This window comes from Caballeronia temeraria (genome assembly GCF_001544795.2).
Lineage (GTDB): Bacteria > Pseudomonadota > Gammaproteobacteria > Burkholderiales > Burkholderiaceae > Caballeronia > Caballeronia temeraria.
This window is the reverse complement of record NZ_FCOI02000028.1, coordinates 37,426-54,434: the sequence shown is the minus strand read 5'-3', so window position 1 is coordinate 54,434 and position 17,009 is coordinate 37,426. Positions and strand designations below refer to the sequence as shown.

Here is a 17,009-nt window from a genome sequence, read left to right as displayed (position 1 = left end):
ATGCGCCGCGTCGTCCGCGCGGCTTGCGTGTCATGCGCCGGCACGCGCGACGCGCTCCTCGTGCATCGCGATGGCCGTTTCCACCTGGCTCACGTACTGACGTTCATCGGCGAGCGCGTGACGCGCCTCTTCCACGGACGTCTCGATGAAACGCACACCACCGTTCAACCGCACTTGCGCGAGCTTCCACACATCCGCCTTGATGACCGCGCCGATCTTCGGATAGCCGCCCGTGGTCTGCGCGTCGCCCATCAGGACGATCGGCTGGCCGTTCGGCGGCACCTGGATCGTGCCGGGCAACACGGCATGCGACAGCAGTTCGATCTTCTCGCGCCGCTCCAGCGCCACGCCCGCGAGGCGAAAGCCCATGCGGTTGCTGTTCGGCGTGATGGTCCATTCCTGGTTCCAGAAACCGTGCTGCGCGGCGTCGCTGAAACTCGCATATTCCGGACCGCGCAGCGCGCGTATCGGCACCGCCCACGCGAGGCTCGGCGAATGGCGCCCGCGCCGCACGGGTTCGTCGACGAGCACGAACTTGCACCACGCCGGCGCCTTCACGCCGAACGCGGGTTCTTCCGGCGAAAACGCAATGCCCTTGTGCGGCTGCGGCACGCCGACCGGCAAGCGGTCGCCGTCGCGCAGCGCCCGCCCGCCGAGGCCGCCGAAGCACGCGGCGAGATCGGTCGAGCGCGAGCCGAGCATCGGCAGAACGTCGATGCCGCCCGCGATCGCCACGTAGCAGCGCATGCCGCGCTTCGCCGCGCGCAGCGTCAGCTCCTGGCCCGCGCGCACCGGCAGGCTCCACCACGAATACACCGGTTTGTCGTCGAGCGTCGCGCCGAAATCGGTTCCAGTGATGGCAATGCGCGTCGCGTGCTTGAAGCGCAGCACCGTCGGCCCGAACGTGATCTCGATGCCCGCCGCGTCCGGCCGGTTCCCGACGATGCGATTGCCGATTTCCAGCGACAGCGCATCCAGCGCTCCGCCCGAACTCACGCCGAGATGCCGGTAGCCGCGCCGGCCGAGATCCTGGACGGAAGTGAGCACGCCCGCGCGAATCACGTCGATCATGCGCGCACCTCCAGCGCCGTGAAGCGCACGCGGTCGCCGGGCTGCATGAGCGTCGGCGGATTTCTGGCCGGATCGAAGAGTTTCAGCTCGGTGCGCCCGAGCAACTGCCAGCCGCCCGGCGACGCCGCCGGATAAATGCCCGTCTGCGCCCCGCCGATTCCCACCGATCCCGCCGGCACTTCGAGACGCGGTTCGGCGCGGCGCGGCATCGCGAGCGCGGCGTCGAGCCCGCCGAGATAGGCGAAGCCCGGCTGAAAGCCGAGAAAAAACACGACGTATTCGGCCTGCGTATGCCGCTTCACCACTTCGTCGACGGAAAAGCCCGTGTGACTCGCGAGCGCGGCGAGATCCGGGCCGTCGGCGCCGCCGTAGCGCACCGGAATCTCGATTTCGGCGCTCCGCATGTCGGCGGCTTCGGCGGCGTCCCAGCCGCTTTCGAGCTGCGCGGCGAGCGTTTCGTAGTCCGCTTCCAGCGGATCGAACACGATCGTCAGATTGTTCATGCCCGGCACGACTTCGACGACGTGCGGCATGAGACGCGCGTGTTCCGCCAGCGCCCAGATGCGGCGCTGGCAGTCGAGCGTGGCGGGCGGCGCGGCTTCGCACACGAGCGCGGTGTCGCCGAGCGAATGGATACGTGGTCTTGTCATGCGTCAACTTTGCCTTTGCGATGCGCGAAATTCGTTCGATCCGATGAACTCCGCACCGTCGCAGAATGTTACATTGTCAATAAATTATCAAGAAATTATCAATACAGGTTTCTGCCGAGGGCTTCGTCGCTCATCGAACCGACGTTGCGATCCATCCTAAACGCACTTCAACCGGTCACCGCCATGCCGCGCCATCCCACCAAGATCGTCTCGTCCGAGCATCTCGTCTCCGAAGCCAGCGCGGAACTGTCGGAGTTCGAGTACGGCCTCATCATGGCGGGCAACGCGTTCAATCGCTGGATGGTGCGCTGCATGTCCGCGGCGGGCGCGAAGGACATGACGGCGGTGGAAGTGTCGCTGCTGCACCACGTGAGCCATCGCGACCGCAAGAAGAAGCTCGCCGACATCTGCTTCGTGCTGAACATCGAGGACACGCACGTTGCCACGTATGCACTGAAGAAACTCGTCGCTCGCGGTTATGTGCAGAGCGAGAAATCCGGCAAGGAAGTGTTCTTTTCCGCGACGCCGGCGGGGCGCGAGCTGTGCGGCAAGTATCGCGAAGTGCGCGAGGCGTGCCTCATCGAAACGCTGCGCGAAAGCGGCCTCACCAACGAGCAGATCGGCGAGGCCGCGCAACTCATGCGCAATGCCTCCGGCCTCTACGATACCGCCGCGCGCGCCGCGGCTTCCCTTTAATAGATAGCCGATTCCGTGACGATTGCGTCGAGCGGCATGTCGTGCGTTTCGCGCGGCAATGCGCGGCTTCTACCCGATTCATACGCGATGCCGATCGTCACCGGCCGCGCGCCGTTCGGCCAGGCGGCGAGCGTGCGGTCGTAATAGCCGCCGCCGTAGCCCAGCCGGTACCGATCCGAATCGAATCCGACGCACGGAATCAGCAACAGGTCCGGCACCACGACGACTTCTTCGGCGGGCACCGGAATCCGGTAGCGGCCTTCCTTCATCGGCGTATCGGCGCGCCAGGCGTGGAAGACCATCCGCGCGTGCGGTGTCACGACCACCGGCAGCGCGGCGCCACGCGATTCGTCGACGGCGAGCCAGCGCGCGACTGCATCGCGTGCGTCGAACTCGCCCGCGACCGGCCAGTAGACGCCGACGCAGCGCGCCTCGTGCCGCGCGAGCACCTCGCGGATGCGGATCGCGAGCGCCTCGTTTCTCGCGGACTGTCCGGCCTGTTCGCTTTGCGCCTCGCGCGTGGCGAGAAGCCGTGCGCGCAAGGCGCTTTTCGGCTCGCTCTTGGCTTCATGGCAAACGTTGCGTGCTATGCTTTCCTCCGATCTCAGGACCCGGTTCAAGACCATTCGCGCTCCAGAAACAAAGATGTCAAAACGCCTCAAACGAGTATATCTCGCGGTCGGTGCAGCCCTTGCCGCCGCGACGCTCGTCGCTTGCGGCACGGCTTCCGCCGTCCGTCCCGACGCCGACCTCCCGCCCACCTCCGACGACCGCGTCTTCCTGCAGTTGCGCGATGCCGCGCGCGCGAACGATGCCGGCAAAGCCGCGTTGCTCGCGTCGCAGATTCCGGATTATCCGGCGCCGGGCTACGTCGAATACTTCACGATCAAGCCGCAGCTCTTCGATTCGCAAGGCCACGCGCGCATCGACGCGCCCGACGCGCCGGTGCTGTCGTTCCTGCAGCGCTACGACGGCCAGGCCATCGCCGACCGTCTGCGCAACGACTATCTCGTCGTGCTCGGCAGCCGTCACGACTGGAAGAACTTCGAGCAGCAGTATTCGCGTTTCGTTCTCAACGACGACACGCAGGTCAAGTGCTACGCGCTCGAAGCGCGTCTGTCGCGCGGCGAGAACGTCGCCGACGCGGCGCGCGCGCTGCTCGTCGAGCCGAAATGGTACGGCGACGGCTGCGTCGATCTGATCGGCATGCTCGCGGAGTCGCGCCAGTTCACGAGCGACGACATCTGGCAGCAGATCCGTCTCGCCTACGAACAGAACTACACGTCGACGGGCTCGAATATCGTCGAAGCGCTCGGCCAGGAAAAGCCGAAGGACACGCTTCTCGACGACGCCGTCAACAAGCCGCCGCTCTATCTCGCGCGCGGCGTGATGCCCAACACGCCGGCGCATCAGCTCACGCTGCTCGCGATCACGCGCATGGCCCGCAACGATCCGGCGATGGCCGCCGCCACGTTCAGTTCCGTCGCGCCGAGCCTCACGCCGGCGGAGCGCGCAATCGGCTGGGGCACCATCGGCTATCAGGCGGCGCTCAAGCGCATGCCGGCGGCGGCGGACTGGTACCGGCTCTCGGCGAACGCGCAATTGTCGAACCCGGCATACGAATGGCGCACCCGCAGCGCGCTGCTCGCGGGCGACTGGAACATGGTGCGCTGGTCCATCGAACAGATGCCGCCGACGCTGCGCGCGCAGCCGTCGTGGGTCTACTGGCACGGGCGCGCCGTGAAGCAGGCCGGCGACACGGCCACGGCGAATCAGGAATTCCAGACCATCGCGGATCAGTACAACTTCTACGGCCAGCTCGCGCTCGAAGAGCTCGGTCAGAAGATCACGGTGCCGCCGCGCACCACGGTGTCCGACGCCGAAATCACGCAGATGCAATCGGTGCCGGGCTTCGCGCTGTCGCAGCGTTTCTACGCGCTGAACATGCGGCTCGAAGGTAATCGCGAATGGAACTGGCCGCTGCGCACGATGACGGACCGTCAACTGCTCGCCGCCGCGCAGTATGCGAAGCGCATCGAGATGTTCGACCGCACCGTGAACACCGCCGACAAGACGAAGGCCGAGCACGATTTCTCGCTGCGCTATCTGTCGCCGTTCCGCGATATCGTCGAGCGCGACGCGCAGAACACCGGTCTCGATATCGAATGGGCGTACGGGCTGATTCGCCAGGAGTCGCGCTTCATCATCAACGCGCGCTCGGAAGTCGGCGCGGGCGGCCTGATGCAGCTGATGCCCGGCACGGCGCAGCTCGTCGCGAAGAAGATCGGTCTCGGCACGGTGTCGCGCGCGCAGATGAACGACATCAACACCAATATCCTGCTCGGCACGAATTACCTGTCGATGATCTACAATCAATTCGACAACTCGCCCGTGCTCGCCACCGCCGGTTACAACGCCGGCCCGGGGCGGCCGAGACAGTGGCGTCAGGATTTGCGCGCACCCGTCGAGGGCGCGGTTTTTGCTGAAACGATCCCTTTCACCGAGACTCGCGATTACGTGAAGAACGTGCTGTCGAACACCGTCTACTACGCGGCATTGTTCGAAGGCCGTCCGCAGTCGTTGAAGGCGCGTCTGGGCTACATCGCTCCCTGACCGTCCTGCAGCGAAACCTCACGCCCGCGCGTCGAACGACAGGACGCGCGGGCGTTTTCATTTCGGCCGCCGTTCTGAACTGAAGCCGCATTCGTCAGGCCGCGACCCAAGAGGCGAACTATGCGACACCAACATGTAGCGCTGATCGGCGGTTCGGGATTCATCGGCAGTCATCTCGTCAATGCGCTCGTCGATCTCGGCAAGACCGTGCGCATCGCGACGCGGCGGCGCGCGAACGCCGCGCATCTCACGCTGTTGCCCGTCGATGTCATCGAAACCGATGTGCACGATCCCGTGAAGCTCGCCGCGTTCATCGATCAGACCGATGCGGTGATCAATCTCGTCGGCGTACTTCAGGGGCGGCGCGACGATCCGTACGGGCCGGAGTTCGCGAAGGCGCATGTCGAGCTGCCGCACAAGATCGCCGCGGCGTGCGAGGCGAAGGGCGTGCGGCGTCTGTTGCACATGAGCGCGATCGGCGCCGATCCGTCCGGACCGAGCATGTATCTGCGTTCGAAGGGCGACGGCGAGAAGATCATCCGGGAATCGGGACTCGACTGGACGATCTTCCGCAGTTCCGTCGTGTTCGGTCCCGAGGACAATCTGCTCAATCAGTTCGCGTTTCTGGAGCGCGTGTTCCCGGTGATTCCGCTCGCTTGCGCCGACGCGCAGTTCCAGCCGGTTTTCGTCGGCGACGTGGCGAAGGCGATGGTCAACGTGCTCGATCTCGACGCCGCCAACGGCCACGTCTACGAGCTCGCCGGGCCGGGCGTCTACACGCTCGCGGAGCTGGTGCGTTTCGCGGGCGCGACTATCGGCAAGCATTCGCGCATCATCAAGCTGCCGGAGAGCCTCGGCCGCCTTCAGGCGATGACCATGGAAATGGCGCCCGGCCAGCCCGTCATCTCGCGCGACAATCTCGATTCGATGAAAACGCCGAGCATCGCGAGCGGGCCGCTTGCGCCGGAGTTGGGCATCGACGAGCCGGCGAGCATCGAGACCATCGCGCCGCTGTATCTCAGCGGCAACTCGCCGCGTTCGCGCTTCAACGCTTTTCGCGCGACGGCGCATCGTTAATCTTCTTTTTTGATCGAATGAAACTCGTTATCGGTGACAAGTTCAACTCTTCCTGGTCGATGCGTCCGTGGGTGCTGCTCAAACATTTCGGCATCCCGTTCGACGAGACGCTGATCCGCCTCGGCCAGCCCGACACGAAAGCGAAGATTCTCGACGTCTCGCCGTCCGGCAAGGTGCCGTGCCTCGTCACCGATGCGGGCGAGTCGATCTGGGAATCGCTCGCGATCGTCGAAACGATCGCTGAAATGCATCCCGAACACGCGATGTGGCCGCGCGAGCCCGCCGCCCGCGCGCGCGCCCGCAGCGTCAGCGCGGAGATGCACGCCGGTTTCGCGGACTTGCGCCAGAACATGCCGATGGAAATCACCACGCACGCGCCGGGAATCGGCCGGACGCCGGGCGCGCTCGCGAACGTCGCGCGCATCGAGGCGATCTGGGCGGAATGCCTGGCCAGGTCGGGCGGGCCGTTTTTGTTCGGCGAGTTTGGCATCGCCGACGCGATGTTCGCGCCGGTCGTCATGCGCTTCAACACTTACGCGCCGGAACTCGGCGCGACGTCGCTCGACTATGCGAAGCGCGTGACGGCGTTGCCGGCGGTCGCGGCGTGGATCGACGGCGCGCGCGAGGAAGCGCGATGAATATCTACGCAGTGGGCGGTGCGATCCGCGACGAGTTGCTCGGCGTGCCGGTGGTGGATCGCGACTATGTGGTCGTCGGCGCGACGCCGGAGCAGATGGTGGCGCAGGGTTATCGGCCGGTGGGCAAGGATTTTCCGGTTTTTTTGCATCCGCAGACGCACGAGGAATACGCGCTCGCGCGCACCGAGCGCAAGACGGCGGCGGGTTATCACGGATTCCAGTTTTACTATTCGCCGGATGTGACGCTCGAGGAAGACCTCGCGCGGCGCGATCTCACGATCAACGCGATGGCGCGCGAAGTCACGCCCGCTGGCGAGCTGACCGGCCCGGTGATCGATCCGTTCGATGGCCGCAGCGATCTGAAGAACAAATTGTTCAGGCATGTGGGCGATGCGTTTATCGAAGATCCGGTGCGCATCCTGCGTCTTGCGCGTTTTGCGGCGCGTTTCGCCGATTTCGATGTCGCGCCCGAAACCGCCGAGCTGATGAAGAAGATGGTCGCGGCCGGCGAAGTCGATGCGCTCGTTCCCGAGCGCGTGTGGCAGGAAGTGTCGCGCGGGCTGATGGAGAAAAAGCCGTCGCGCATGTTCGAGGTGTTGCGTGAATGCGGCGCGCTCGCGCGGATTCTCCCCGAAGTCGATGCGTTGTGGGGCGTGCCGCAGCGCGCGGATTATCACCCGGAAGTGGACACGGGCGTGCACGTGATGATGGTCGTGGACTATGCCGCGTCGCAGGGATTTGCGTTGCCGGTGCGCTTTGCGGCGCTCACGCATGATCTCGGCAAGGCGACGACGCCGGAGGATATTCTGCCGCGGCACATTGGGCATGAGGGACGCAGTGTCGATCTCTTGCGGCCTTTGTGCGAGCGCTTGCGCGTGCCGAACGAATGCCGCGATCTGGCGATGCTTGTCGCGCGGGAGCACGGCAATATTCATCGCGTGATGGAGATGGGTGCTACGGCGCTTGTCAGATTGTTCGAGCGGTCGGATGCGTTGCGTAAGCCGGCGCGTTTTGCTGAAGCGCTACAGGCATGTCTCGCCGATGCGCGGGGGAGGCTCGGGCTGGAGCAGCAGACTTATCCGCAGGCGGAGCGGTTGCGGGAGGCGCTCGTTGCCGCGCGGGCGGTCGATGCGGGGGCCGTGGCGGAGCGGTTTGCTTCCGAGCCTTCCAGGATCAAGGATGCCGTGCATGATGCGCGGGTTTTGGCTGTGAAAGGGGCTTTGGGGGGGTGATGCTTTTGTCGCTGCCGGATCCCGTTTTCGTTTTAGTCTATTGGCATCGCTAATAGACCAAAAGCATACCGGGATCCAACGACAAAAAACCCCTCAAAGCGCCCGAACAATCAACGACAACAAAACCGACAAAACAAGCGTAGACATAAACGGAAACGAGTACTCCCGCCCAAAAATCCGCAAAGTGAAATCCCCGGGCAACCGCCCAATCCCAAATTTCCTCAACCACGGCAACGACCCGGAAAGAATCGCAAGCGCGATAAACGTCGTAAGCAGCCAGCGGATCATGATCGCGGACTCATAGCGTGTGAGAACGATCACCCGTCGCGAATGCGTCGAGCGTCCCGGGAATGCCGCGTGAAAACGCGATCACCTTGAAAAGCTCGCCCATCTCCGCTTCCGAAAGCAGCTTCTGCACAGCATTCGCAGCAGGCAGAAACCGCTTCACATCCGACGGATCGAGATCGCTCAACACATCGGTGATGCCGGCGTTCATCAGAAACCGCGCCTGCGACGTGAATCCGAGCAAATCGGCGCCCGTCTCGACGCCTGCCTCCGCGATGCCCGTAAACTCGACGTGCGCCGTGATGTCCTGCAAGCCCGGATACAGAAACGGGTCCGCGTGCGCGCGATGCCGGTAATGGCACATCAACGTCCCGCCCGCGCGCTGCGCATGATAGAACTCGCGTCGCGGAAAGCCATAGTCGATGAAAAACGCCGCGCCGCGCGTAAGCATCGTGCAGATGGTCTTCGTGAACGCGAGCGCCGCTTCGTGCGTCTCAGTGATGTATTCGACGAACGGCTCATCGCTGGCTTCGTCGATGGCGGCATCGATCAGATCGACCTGCGCATCCGGCGCGATCGGACGGTCATCGAAAGCGAAGCGGTCGTCCAGCATCACCACGCCGCGCTCGTGCCACGCGCCCAACTTGCGCACGACGAGCCGCACAGGCATCGCGTCGAGCACTTCGTTGCCGATCACCACGCCGTCGAACGCTTCGGGCAACGCGTCGAGCCAGGTCACCTTCGCCGCGAGCGCCGGCGCCAGCTTCTCGATCGTCTCGCGCTGACGCTCGCGCAACTCGCCCGAAAGATCGACGATCGCGTAACTGTCGAACGCCACGTCGAGATCGGCGAGCGCCGTCAGCAAACCCGCCGCGAGCTTGCCGGTGCCCGCGCCGAACTCCATCAACCGCCGAGTGTCGCTTTGTTGCAACGCCTGCGCGACAGGACGCGCGAGCGTCGTCGCGAAAAGCGGGGACAGTTCGGGTGCGGTGACGAAGTCGCTGCCATCGTCCGCGCGACGGCCGAATTTCATCGCGCCGCCACTGTAGTAGCCAAGGCCGGGCGCGTAGAGCGCGAGATCCATATAGCGGTCGAACGGCAGCCAGCCGCCCGCCGCCGCGATGCGACCCCGGATCAGGTCGGCCAGCGCTTCGGATTGCGCGAGCGCGTCGGCGCCCGGAGCAGGTAAACTATCGGATTGTCTGGCATTTGGATTCATCCCAGTATTGTAAATGAGCGCTTCCACGCCGTTTTCTTCCGTCAACTCGCCGTCTTCAGGTTCGGTTTCGCGCTCCCGCGCCGTGCTCGTGACCGGCGCGGCGAAGCGCATCGGGCGCGGCGTCGCGCTGGAATTCGCACGGCAGGGCTGGAATGTCGCCGTGCACTACGGCGCGTCGGAGCATGAAGCGCGCGAAACCGTCGCGGATATCGAAGCGCTCGGGCGGCGCGCGGTCGCGCTGAAGGCGGATCTGGGCGTCGAGGCCGAAGTCGAACTTCTCATGCCCGCGTGCGCCGAGGCGTTCGGCGGGCTGCATTGCGTCGTGAACTGCGCGTCGCGCTTCGACGAAGACACGGCCACCGACTTCGGCTACGCGAAGCTGCTGGAAATGACCGCCGTCAACGTCGCCGCGCCGCTGACGCTCGCACGCATGCTGCACGAGATCACGCCCGAAGCCGCCGTCGCGGACGACGCGCAACGCGGCGTTGTCATCAACGTGCTGGACCAGAAGCTGTACAACATGAATCCTGACTACCTGTCGTACACGCTGACGAAGGCGGCGCTCGAAAACGCCACCGTCGCGCTCGCGCAGGCGCTGGGTCCGAAATTGCGCGTGGTCGGCCTGGCGCCCGGCCTGACGCTGATTTCCGCCGGGCAGACGCCCACATCGTTCGAGGCGGCGCATCGCGTGACGCCGCTCAACCGGGCATCGACGGTCGATGACGTCGCGCAAGCCGCGTGCTATCTCGCGAACGCGCACGGCGTGACCGGCACGACGCTCGTGGTCGATGGCGGCCAGCATCTCGTGCCGAGCCCGCGCGACGTGATGTTTATGATCGGCACGCGCCAGCCCTGAAACGCGTTTACTGAATATTGGAACCTACATGCTTGCCGCACTTTCGCATCCCCGGCTGACCGATTGCCGGCGGCTTTTTCTGCGCAACTACGAAGTGCGCATCAACATCGGCGTACATGACTTCGAAAAGCGCGGCGAGCAACGCGTCGTGATCAACGTCGAGCTTTACGTGCCGCTCGCGTTGTCGACGCCGGTCGCGGACAAGCTGGCCGAAGTCGTCGATTACGATTTCATGCGCTCGACCATCGCCGAGCGCGTGAAGCGCGGCCACATCCACTTGCAGGAAACGCTGTGCGACGACGTCGCCGCGGCTCTGCTCGCGCATCCGAACGTGCGTGCGGTGGCCGTATCGACGGAAAAGCCCGACGTCTATCCCGATTGCGACGCGGTCGGCGTCGAAGTCTTCCGCATCAAGGAGGAACGAGCATGAACGCGCGCGACACGATCGAAGCCGCAGCCGAAACCGCGGAGGCGCCGAAGCCCGTGCGCGAGGCGCTGACGAAGCGCCAGCAAAAGGAAGCGTACGAGAACAACAAGCTGTTCAAGCGCATCGTGCGGCAGGTCGGCGAGGCGATCGGCGACTTCAACATGATCGAGGAAGGCGACAAGGTCATGGTGTGCCTGTCCGGCGGCAAGGACAGCTATGCGATGCTCGAGATCCTCATGCGCCTGCGCGAGCGCGCGCCGATCAACTTCGATATCGTCGCCGTCAATCTCGACCAGAAGCAGCCGGGCTTTCCGGAGCACGTGCTGCCGGAGTATCTGTCGAAGCTCGATATTCCGTTTCACATCGAGAATCAGGACACGTACAGCATCGTCAAGCGGCTCGTGCCGGAAGGCAAGACCACGTGCTCGCTCTGTTCGCGACTGCGGCGCGGCATTCTGTATCGCGTCGCGGGCGAGCTCGGGGCGACCAAGATCGCGCTCGGTCATCATCGCGACGACATTTTGCAGACGCTGCTGCTCAACATGTTCTACGGCGGCAAGCTGAAGGGCATGCCGCCCAAGCTGCAATCCGATGACGGCAAGAACGTCGTGATCCGTCCGCTCGCCTACGTGAAGGAAGTCGATCTCGAAAAGTACGCCGAACTGCGCGAATTCCCGATCATTCCGTGCAATCTGTGCGGCAGCCAGCCGAATCTGAAGCGCGCGGAAATGAAGGCGCTGGTCCGCGAATGGGACAAGCGTTTTCCGGGGCGCGTGGAAAACATGTTCAACGCGTTGTCGAACGTGGTGCCGTCGCATCTGATGGACAGCAAACTTTTCCCATTCGCCGGACTGCGCGCGACGGGCGAGGCCGACCCGCAAGGCGATATCGCCTTTGACGAGGAACCGTGTGCGAGCGAACCGTCAGGATCGCCGGGCGCGGTTTCAATTGTGCAGTTCGACGACCTGTAACCTTTATCCAATAAGGCGCTGCGTGGGTTTCGCCGCACTGCGCCAAAGCGTCGCGTGATAGATTGGCGGCTCGTCATACCCAGCAAGGCTTCCAGCGATGAACATCGTTATTCTGGCTGCCGGCATGGGCAAGCGCATGCGCTCTGCTCTGCCGAAAGTACTCCATTCACTGGCGGGCAAGCCATTGCTCGCGCATGTCATCGATACGGCCCGCGCGCTGTCGCCGACGCGGCTCGTCGTCGTCGTCGGGCATGGCGCGGACAAGGTTCGCGAAGCCGTCGGCGCGCCGGACGTCCAGTTCGCGCTGCAGGACAAGCAGCTCGGCACGGGACACGCCGTGCAGCAGGCGCTGCCACTGCTCGATCCGTCTGTGCCGACGCTCGTGCTGTACGGCGACGTGCCGCTCACGCGCGCAAGCACGCTCCAGCGCCTGATCGATGTCGCCGGCAGCGAGCGCTACGGCGTCCTGACCGTGGACGTGGGCGATCCGACGGGTTACGGCCGCATCGTGCGCGACGCCGCGGGCAAAGTGAAAAAGATCGTCGAGCAGAAAGATGCGAGCGAGGAAGAGCGCCGTATCGCGGAGATCAACACGGGCATCGTCATCACGCCGACGCGCACGCTCGAAACCTGGCTCGCGTCGCTGAAGAACAACAACGCGCAGGGCGAGTTCTATCTGACGGACGTCGTCGAGCGCGCGATCGAAGCGGGCGTCGAAGTCGTCACCGCGCAGCCGGACGCCGAATGGGAAACGCTCGGCGTGAACAGCAAGATTCAGCTCGCGGAACTCGAGCGCATCCATCAGCGCAACGTCGCGAACGCGTTGCTCGATGCGGGCGTCACGTTGATGGACCCGGCGCGCATCGACGTGCGCGGCACGCTCGAATGCGGCGCGGATGTGTCCATCGACGTGAACTGCGTGTTCGAAGGGCGCGTGACGATCGCCGACAACGTGACGATCGGCCCGAACTGCGTGATCCGCGACGCGACGATCGGCGCGGGCACGCGCGTCGATGCGTACACGCATATCGAAGGCGGCACGACCGGCGCGAACGTCGTGCTCGGTCCGTACGCGCGGCTGCGTCCGGGCGCGACGCTCGGCGACGAGGCGCACGTCGGCAACTTCGTCGAAGTGAAGAACGCGGTGCTCGGGCGCGGCTCGAAGGCGAACCATCTCAGCTATATCGGCGATTCGGATATCGGGGCGCGCGTGAATATCGGCGCGGGCACCATCACCTGCAATTACGACGGCGCGAACAAGCATCGCACGGTGATCGACGACGACGTGTTCGTCGGCTCGGATACGCAACTGGTTGCGCCGGTGCGCGTGGGCCGCGGCGTGACCATCGCGGCGGGCACCACGGTGTGGAAGGACGTCGGCGAAGGCGAGCTCGTGCTCAACGAGAAAACGCAAGTCAGCAAGTCGGGCTACGTGCGCCCGGTGAAGAAGAAGTCGTAAGGCTGTCGTTCAGATTCAGCCCAACGCGCGCGGTGCTTCGGGCATCGCGCTTTCGAATGCAAGTTTCAAAGGAAGAACGTCATGTGCGGAATCGTCGGCGCGGTAGCGCAACGTAACATCGTCCCGGTGCTGGTGGAAGGTCTGCGCCGGCTCGAATATCGCGGCTACGACTCGTGCGGCGTGGCCGTTCTGAGCAACGGCGAGCCGCGCCGTGCGCGCAGCGTCGCGCGCGTGTCCGATCTCGACGCGCAAGTGCGCGACTCGAATCTCGGCGGCATGACCGGCATCGCGCATACGCGCTGGGCCACGCACGGCGCGCCCGTCACGGACAACGCGCACCCGATCTTCTCGCGCGATACCGTCGCGCTCGTGCACAACGGCATCATCGAGAACTACGAAACGCTGCGCGAGATGCTCAAAGGCAAGGGCTACGAGTTCGTCTCGCAGACCGATACCGAAGTCATCGCGCATCTGATTCACAGCATGTATCGCGGCGACCTCTTTCAAACCGTGCGCGAGGCCGTGAAGCAACTGCACGGCGCCTATGCGATCGCGGTGATGCACAAGAATCAGCCGCATACGGTCGTGGGCGCGCGCCAGGGTTCGCCGCTCGTCGTCGGTGTGGGCGAAGGCGAGAACTTCCTCGCATCCGATGCGCTCGCGCTCGCCGGCAGCACGGACCGCTTTGCGTTCCTCGAAGAAGGCGATGTCGTGGAGATCGGTCTCGAAGGCGTGAAGATCGTCGATCGTGAAGGCCTGCCCGCCGAGCGCGAAGTGCGCGTCGTGACGGCGTACGGCGGCGCGGTCGAGCTCGGGCCGTATCGTCATTTCATGCAGAAGGAAATCTTCGAGCAGCCGCGCGCAATCACCGACACGATTCCGCAAGCCGATCAGTTCGATCCGGCGCTCTTCGGCGACGCCGCGCGCGATGCATTCTCGCAGGTCGACAGCATCCTGATTCTCGCGTGCGGCACGAGCTATTACTCGGGCGTGACGGCGAAGTACTGGCTCGAATCGATCGCGAAGATTCCGACGCAGGTCGAGATCGCGAGCGAGTATCGATATCGCGAGTCGGTGCCGAATCCGAAGGCGCTCGTCGTCGTGATCTCGCAATCGGGCGAAACCGCCGATACGCTCGCCGCGCTCAAGCACGCGCAATCGCTCGGCCACAAACACACGCTCGCGGTGTGCAACGTCGCGACAAGCGCGATGGTGCGCCTGACCGAACTCGCGTTCCTCACGCACGCGGGGACGGAGATCGGCGTGGCATCGACGAAGGCGTTCACGACGCAGCTCGTCGGTCTCTTCGTGCTGGCGGTGACGCTCGCGAAGCTGCGCGGTCACGTCGATGCGAAGCGCGAAGCCGCGTACTTCACGCAACTGCGCCACTTGCCGGCGGCGTTGAACAGCGTGCTCGCGCTGGAGCCGCAGATCATCGCGTGGTCCGAAGAGTTTGCGCGCAAGGAAAATGCGCTGTTCCTCGGGCGCGGGCTGCATTATCCGATCGCGCTCGAAGGTGCGTTGAAGCTCAAGGAAATCTCGTACATTCACGCCGAAGCATATCCGGCGGGCGAACTGAAGCACGGCCCGCTCGCGCTCGTGACCGAGGCGATGCCGGTCGTGACCGTCGCGCCGAACGACGCGCTGCTCGAAAAGCTGAAGTCGAACATGCAGGAAGTGCGTGCGCGCGGCGGCGAGCTGTATGTGTTCGCGGATGCGGATACGCGCATCGTCAGCGAAGACGGCATTCACGTGATCCGCATGCCGGAGCATTACGGGGCGTTGTCGCCGATTCTGCACGTCGTGCCGTTGCAGTTGCTCGCGTATCACACGGCGTGCGCGCGCGGGACGGATGTCGATAAGCCGAGAAATCTGGCGAAGTCGGTGACGGTGGAATAAGCCGGCCGGTCGTCTGAGAAAGAAGTGTGGGCCTCAAATAGAATGCTTTCTAAACCGAGCAGAAAACGGTTTTTTGAGGGGGTCGCTGCGGACCGTGAGCCTTACTGCGTAAGGCTCTAAGCTTTCTTCGTCCACGGCTTTGTTCGCCAAATTTGCGCGAACGTATTACCCCTCAAAAAGGGCGGTCTTTTTCCTAAAGACAGCTAGGTTCCTATGCGGACTTTGGTTAAGGTCAGCGAATCGCAAAGACTGCGACATTAGTTCCGACCGCTCCAATCTGAGAACGCCGAGTCGGTGTTGGAAGCGCGGCGTTTTTGCATGTCAGAAAAGCGGCAGAAAGTCCGCGCCGTTTGGGGCACAGGGGTCGTAATATAGCTTTCCCTATGTAATATTTGGTTCCGCGCGCCAAGTACGTTTGTGGTCAAGCAGCGTACTCGCTGTTTGAGACACTTCGCGTCTGGGAGATTTGCAGAATCTCACAACTGTGTACCGAAATCGGACGTCGCTTGCCTCCGGACCACACTGGCCTTGAATTTCAGAGGAGGCGACGACGCTCAGAGTCCTTGGTCGGGCAGGACAAGTTGAAGCGCTGGACGTCGTTCAACGCGGACGACCCTAGGAGGGTTCCGCGCCTCTTCCCAGCCGGTGCCGGCGCTAAGCGTCACTCAGATGCGGAACATGACGGTGGCATCCAAGTCGGCGTCAACTTCGTCGCGGTTTAACCCGATTCCGAGCCTCTCGATTACAAGGTCGGCGATGTCGTCTTTGTGATTTCGAGTGCCCGAGAAATTTAGTCGGCGGTTTACCGAGCCCGCAATGACGTCCGCGAGCTGGACAAGAGCACTGTTCTTCGAAGACACGGCCACAACCGATTCCAGAACCAATCCGTCTCCGTGACGGTTCTGAAGTCCATCGCTCATTCGCTGCTTCATGACTTCAATTGCAATCTGGTCGAGAGATTGTTCTTCGTCGAGGGTCAAGGTGACAAAGCGAGGAAGCCCAACACGTCCGGTATCGACCTCATGCTCCAAACCCTTCAGCAGCATGAATTCGTGCAGACGTTGAACAGTATCTTCGATGCTCCGCTTCAGATTTTCTCGTCGAACCGCAATGAACTTAAAGCTCAGGAACTCGCGGTTGGCGCTGATGACACCAAGATACTCGGCTACCGCTCCGATGTCGCCTTTTCCGAATCTTGCGAAGTGCACCTCGCGCTTCGCAAACGTAGACTGGGCCTTCCATGAGTTTATGGCTTGCGACACATCGAATACTGCGCGGCCGTTTAACACCCACACTGCGCCCACAATGACATGTGCCTCGGTCTTCCCGGTCTCATCGGCGAACACCTGGAGCGTTTGCCTCGGCGCAGCGTCTCCAAGAACAGCGTCGCGAATCTCGTCTTCGCGGCCTCTCCGGCGACGGCGGACTTTGACATCAGCTTGGAAGAGTTCGTACTCGTTCTGAATCTTTGCACGAGCGCGAACGAGGAGTGGAACGTGCTCAAGCTCAAACAGGTGTTCAGGCTTGATGCCTTCAGGATTGAAGAAAGCCGGTTGAAACTCCTCCCAATACTTAAGCGCCAACGTGACATCGCTGTTTCGCGCAGCTGGGTACAAATTCAGAATGTATGCAACGCGTGCTCTCTGCGTTGAGAAGTCTCCGCTGGCCAGCGAGTCGACCAGGTCGCGTTTCTCTTTGCGAAGACGCTGGAGCTTCTTTGCTGCCAGGTCGTCTGCGACCCCCTGTGCACCTTCAACCTGTTCGGGCGCGGAAGCATTGTTGAGTGCGAGCAGTTCTCCAGAGCCGTCCATTTTGCGTCGCCTTCAACATAAGGGATTCACAGTCTATGACTGTGAATGAGCCCGCAATCAGCCGAAAAGAGACCAAAATGCGGCCGGTTTTACTGAATTGATACC

The 17,009-nt window shown here is 63.4% G+C and carries 16 protein-coding genes; 10 read left to right on the top strand and 6 right to left on the bottom strand.

Going from position 1 to position 17,009, the window contains the following annotated elements:
• Positions 1–30: 30 nt before the first annotated feature.
• Both AWB76_RS29665 and pxpB read right to left on the bottom strand, forming a co-directional pair.
• Entirely contained in the window at positions 31–1,071 is a 1,041-nt protein-coding gene (locus AWB76_RS29665) for a 5-oxoprolinase subunit C family protein (RefSeq protein ID WP_061163668.1), read from the bottom strand.
• Entirely contained in the window at positions 1,068–1,721 is a 654-nt protein-coding gene (gene pxpB, locus AWB76_RS29660) for a 5-oxoprolinase subunit PxpB (RefSeq protein WP_061163667.1), read from the bottom strand. Before pxpB ends, AWB76_RS29665 begins: the two co-directional genes overlap by 4 nt.
• Before the next feature lie 183 nt (positions 1,722–1,904).
• On the opposite strand from pxpB, the gene AWB76_RS29655 reads away from it, so the two are divergent.
• Positions 1,905–2,417 (top strand): winged helix DNA-binding protein, encoded by a 513-nt coding sequence (locus AWB76_RS29655; RefSeq protein WP_008352632.1) that lies wholly within the window; start codon positions 1,905–1,907, stop codon positions 2,415–2,417.
• Here AWB76_RS29655 and AWB76_RS29650 read toward each other — a convergent pair.
• The gene (locus AWB76_RS29650) at positions 2,414–3,043 is read right to left on the bottom strand and encodes a 5-formyltetrahydrofolate cyclo-ligase (RefSeq protein WP_082864561.1); all 630 of its coding nucleotides are present in this window, start codon (positions 3,041–3,043) and stop codon (positions 2,414–2,416) included. The two genes, AWB76_RS29655 and AWB76_RS29650, sit on opposite strands and share 4 nt — an antisense overlap.
• 19 nt (positions 3,044–3,062) lie before the next feature.
• Here AWB76_RS29650 and AWB76_RS29645 point away from each other — a divergent pair, with 19 nt between their 5' ends.
• From AWB76_RS29645 to AWB76_RS29630, 4 genes are all read left to right on the top strand, one after another.
• A complete protein-coding gene (locus AWB76_RS29645) occupies positions 3,063–5,030 on the top strand; it encodes a lytic transglycosylase domain-containing protein (protein WP_061163666.1) in 1,968 nt (655 codons plus the stop codon).
• Between the two features lie 120 nt (positions 5,031–5,150).
• Positions 5,151–6,107: a complex I NDUFA9 subunit family protein gene (locus tag AWB76_RS29640; RefSeq protein ID WP_061163665.1), complete on the top strand. Its 957-nt coding sequence runs from the start codon at positions 5,151–5,153 to the stop codon at positions 6,105–6,107.
• A gap of 17 nt (positions 6,108–6,124) precedes the next feature.
• Positions 6,125–6,745: a glutathione S-transferase family protein gene (locus AWB76_RS29635; protein WP_061163664.1), complete on the top strand. Its 621-nt coding sequence runs from the start codon at positions 6,125–6,127 to the stop codon at positions 6,743–6,745.
• Positions 6,742–7,977: a multifunctional CCA addition/repair protein gene (locus AWB76_RS29630; RefSeq protein ID WP_061163663.1), complete on the top strand. Its 1,236-nt coding sequence runs from the start codon at positions 6,742–6,744 to the stop codon at positions 7,975–7,977. The genes AWB76_RS29635 and AWB76_RS29630 overlap by 4 nt, the downstream gene beginning before the upstream one ends.
• A gap of 93 nt (positions 7,978–8,070) precedes the next feature.
• Here the strand turns inward: AWB76_RS29630 and AWB76_RS29625 are convergent, their stop codons facing one another.
• Together AWB76_RS29625 and AWB76_RS29620 are read right to left on the bottom strand one after the other, a co-directional pair.
• Positions 8,071–8,265 carry a DUF2905 domain-containing protein gene (locus AWB76_RS29625; RefSeq protein WP_061163662.1) on the bottom strand — a complete coding sequence of 65 codons (195 nt, stop codon included), beginning with the start codon at positions 8,263–8,265 and terminating at the stop codon, positions 8,071–8,073.
• Between the two features lie 10 nt (positions 8,266–8,275).
• Positions 8,276–9,481 carry a class I SAM-dependent methyltransferase gene (locus AWB76_RS29620; RefSeq protein WP_061163661.1) on the bottom strand — a complete coding sequence of 402 codons (1,206 nt, stop codon included), beginning with the start codon at positions 9,479–9,481 and terminating at the stop codon, positions 8,276–8,278.
• 13 nt (positions 9,482–9,494) lie between these two features.
• On the opposite strand from AWB76_RS29620, the gene AWB76_RS29615 reads away from it, so the two are divergent.
• The 5 genes from AWB76_RS29615 to glmS all read left to right on the top strand — a co-directional run bounded on the left by AWB76_RS29615 (position 9,495) and on the right by glmS (position 15,093).
• Positions 9,495–10,337 (top strand): SDR family oxidoreductase, encoded by an 843-nt coding sequence (locus AWB76_RS29615; protein ID WP_061163660.1) that lies wholly within the window; start codon positions 9,495–9,497, stop codon positions 10,335–10,337.
• Between the two features lie 28 nt (positions 10,338–10,365).
• Positions 10,366–10,767 carry a dihydroneopterin aldolase gene (locus tag AWB76_RS29610; protein ID WP_008352641.1) on the top strand — a complete coding sequence of 134 codons (402 nt, stop codon included), beginning with the start codon at positions 10,366–10,368 and terminating at the stop codon, positions 10,765–10,767.
• Complete coding sequence (gene ttcA, locus AWB76_RS29605; protein WP_061163659.1) at positions 10,764–11,735, top strand: tRNA 2-thiocytidine(32) synthetase TtcA; 972 nt, start codon at positions 10,764–10,766, stop codon at positions 11,733–11,735. Before AWB76_RS29610 ends, ttcA begins: the two co-directional genes overlap by 4 nt.
• A gap of 97 nt (positions 11,736–11,832) precedes the next feature.
• Entirely contained in the window at positions 11,833–13,194 is a 1,362-nt protein-coding gene (gene glmU, locus AWB76_RS29600) for a bifunctional UDP-N-acetylglucosamine diphosphorylase/glucosamine-1-phosphate N-acetyltransferase GlmU (protein WP_061163658.1), read from the top strand.
• Positions 13,195–13,275: 81 nt separating this feature from the next.
• Positions 13,276–15,093 carry a glutamine--fructose-6-phosphate transaminase (isomerizing) gene (gene glmS, locus AWB76_RS29595; RefSeq protein ID WP_061163657.1) on the top strand — a complete coding sequence of 606 codons (1,818 nt, stop codon included), beginning with the start codon at positions 13,276–13,278 and terminating at the stop codon, positions 15,091–15,093.
• A 665-nt stretch (positions 15,094–15,758) separates the two neighbouring features.
• Here the strand turns inward: glmS and AWB76_RS29590 are convergent.
• The gene (locus tag AWB76_RS29590; protein WP_082864560.1) at positions 15,759–16,904 is read right to left on the bottom strand and encodes a DUF3800 domain-containing protein; all 1,146 of its coding nucleotides are present in this window, start codon (positions 16,902–16,904) and stop codon (positions 15,759–15,761) included.
• Positions 16,905–17,009: the final 105 nt, after the last annotated feature.

Excerpts from the sequence above, each read along its gene's own strand:
- AWB76_RS29665 (WP_061163668.1), bottom strand. The coding sequence starts at position 1,071 with ATGATCGACGTGATTCGCGCGGGCGTGCTCACTTCCGTCCAGGATCTC.
- pxpB (WP_061163667.1), bottom strand. The coding sequence starts at position 1,721 with ATGACAAGACCACGTATCCATTCGCTCGGCGACACCGCGCTCGTGTGC.
- AWB76_RS29655 (WP_008352632.1), top strand. The coding sequence starts at position 1,905 with ATGCCGCGCCATCCCACCAAGATCGTCTCGTCCGAGCATCTCGTCTCC.
- AWB76_RS29650 (WP_082864561.1), bottom strand. The coding sequence starts at position 3,043 with ATGGTCTTGAACCGGGTCCTGAGATCGGAGGAAAGCATAGCACGCAAC.
- AWB76_RS29645 (WP_061163666.1), top strand. The coding sequence starts at position 3,063 with ATGTCAAAACGCCTCAAACGAGTATATCTCGCGGTCGGTGCAGCCCTT.
- AWB76_RS29640 (WP_061163665.1), top strand. The coding sequence starts at position 5,151 with ATGCGACACCAACATGTAGCGCTGATCGGCGGTTCGGGATTCATCGGC.
- AWB76_RS29635 (WP_061163664.1), top strand. The coding sequence starts at position 6,125 with ATGAAACTCGTTATCGGTGACAAGTTCAACTCTTCCTGGTCGATGCGT.
- AWB76_RS29630 (WP_061163663.1), top strand. The coding sequence starts at position 6,742 with ATGAATATCTACGCAGTGGGCGGTGCGATCCGCGACGAGTTGCTCGGC.
- AWB76_RS29625 (WP_061163662.1), bottom strand. The coding sequence starts at position 8,265 with ATGATCCGCTGGCTGCTTACGACGTTTATCGCGCTTGCGATTCTTTCC.
- AWB76_RS29620 (WP_061163661.1), bottom strand. The coding sequence starts at position 9,481 with ATGAATCCAAATGCCAGACAATCCGATAGTTTACCTGCTCCGGGCGCC.
- AWB76_RS29615 (WP_061163660.1), top strand. The coding sequence starts at position 9,495 with ATGAGCGCTTCCACGCCGTTTTCTTCCGTCAACTCGCCGTCTTCAGGT.
- AWB76_RS29610 (WP_008352641.1), top strand. The coding sequence starts at position 10,366 with ATGCTTGCCGCACTTTCGCATCCCCGGCTGACCGATTGCCGGCGGCTT.
- ttcA (WP_061163659.1), top strand. The coding sequence starts at position 10,764 with ATGAACGCGCGCGACACGATCGAAGCCGCAGCCGAAACCGCGGAGGCG.
- glmU (WP_061163658.1), top strand. The coding sequence starts at position 11,833 with ATGAACATCGTTATTCTGGCTGCCGGCATGGGCAAGCGCATGCGCTCT.
- glmS (WP_061163657.1), top strand. The coding sequence starts at position 13,276 with ATGTGCGGAATCGTCGGCGCGGTAGCGCAACGTAACATCGTCCCGGTG.
- AWB76_RS29590 (WP_082864560.1), bottom strand. The coding sequence starts at position 16,904 with ATGGACGGCTCTGGAGAACTGCTCGCACTCAACAATGCTTCCGCGCCC.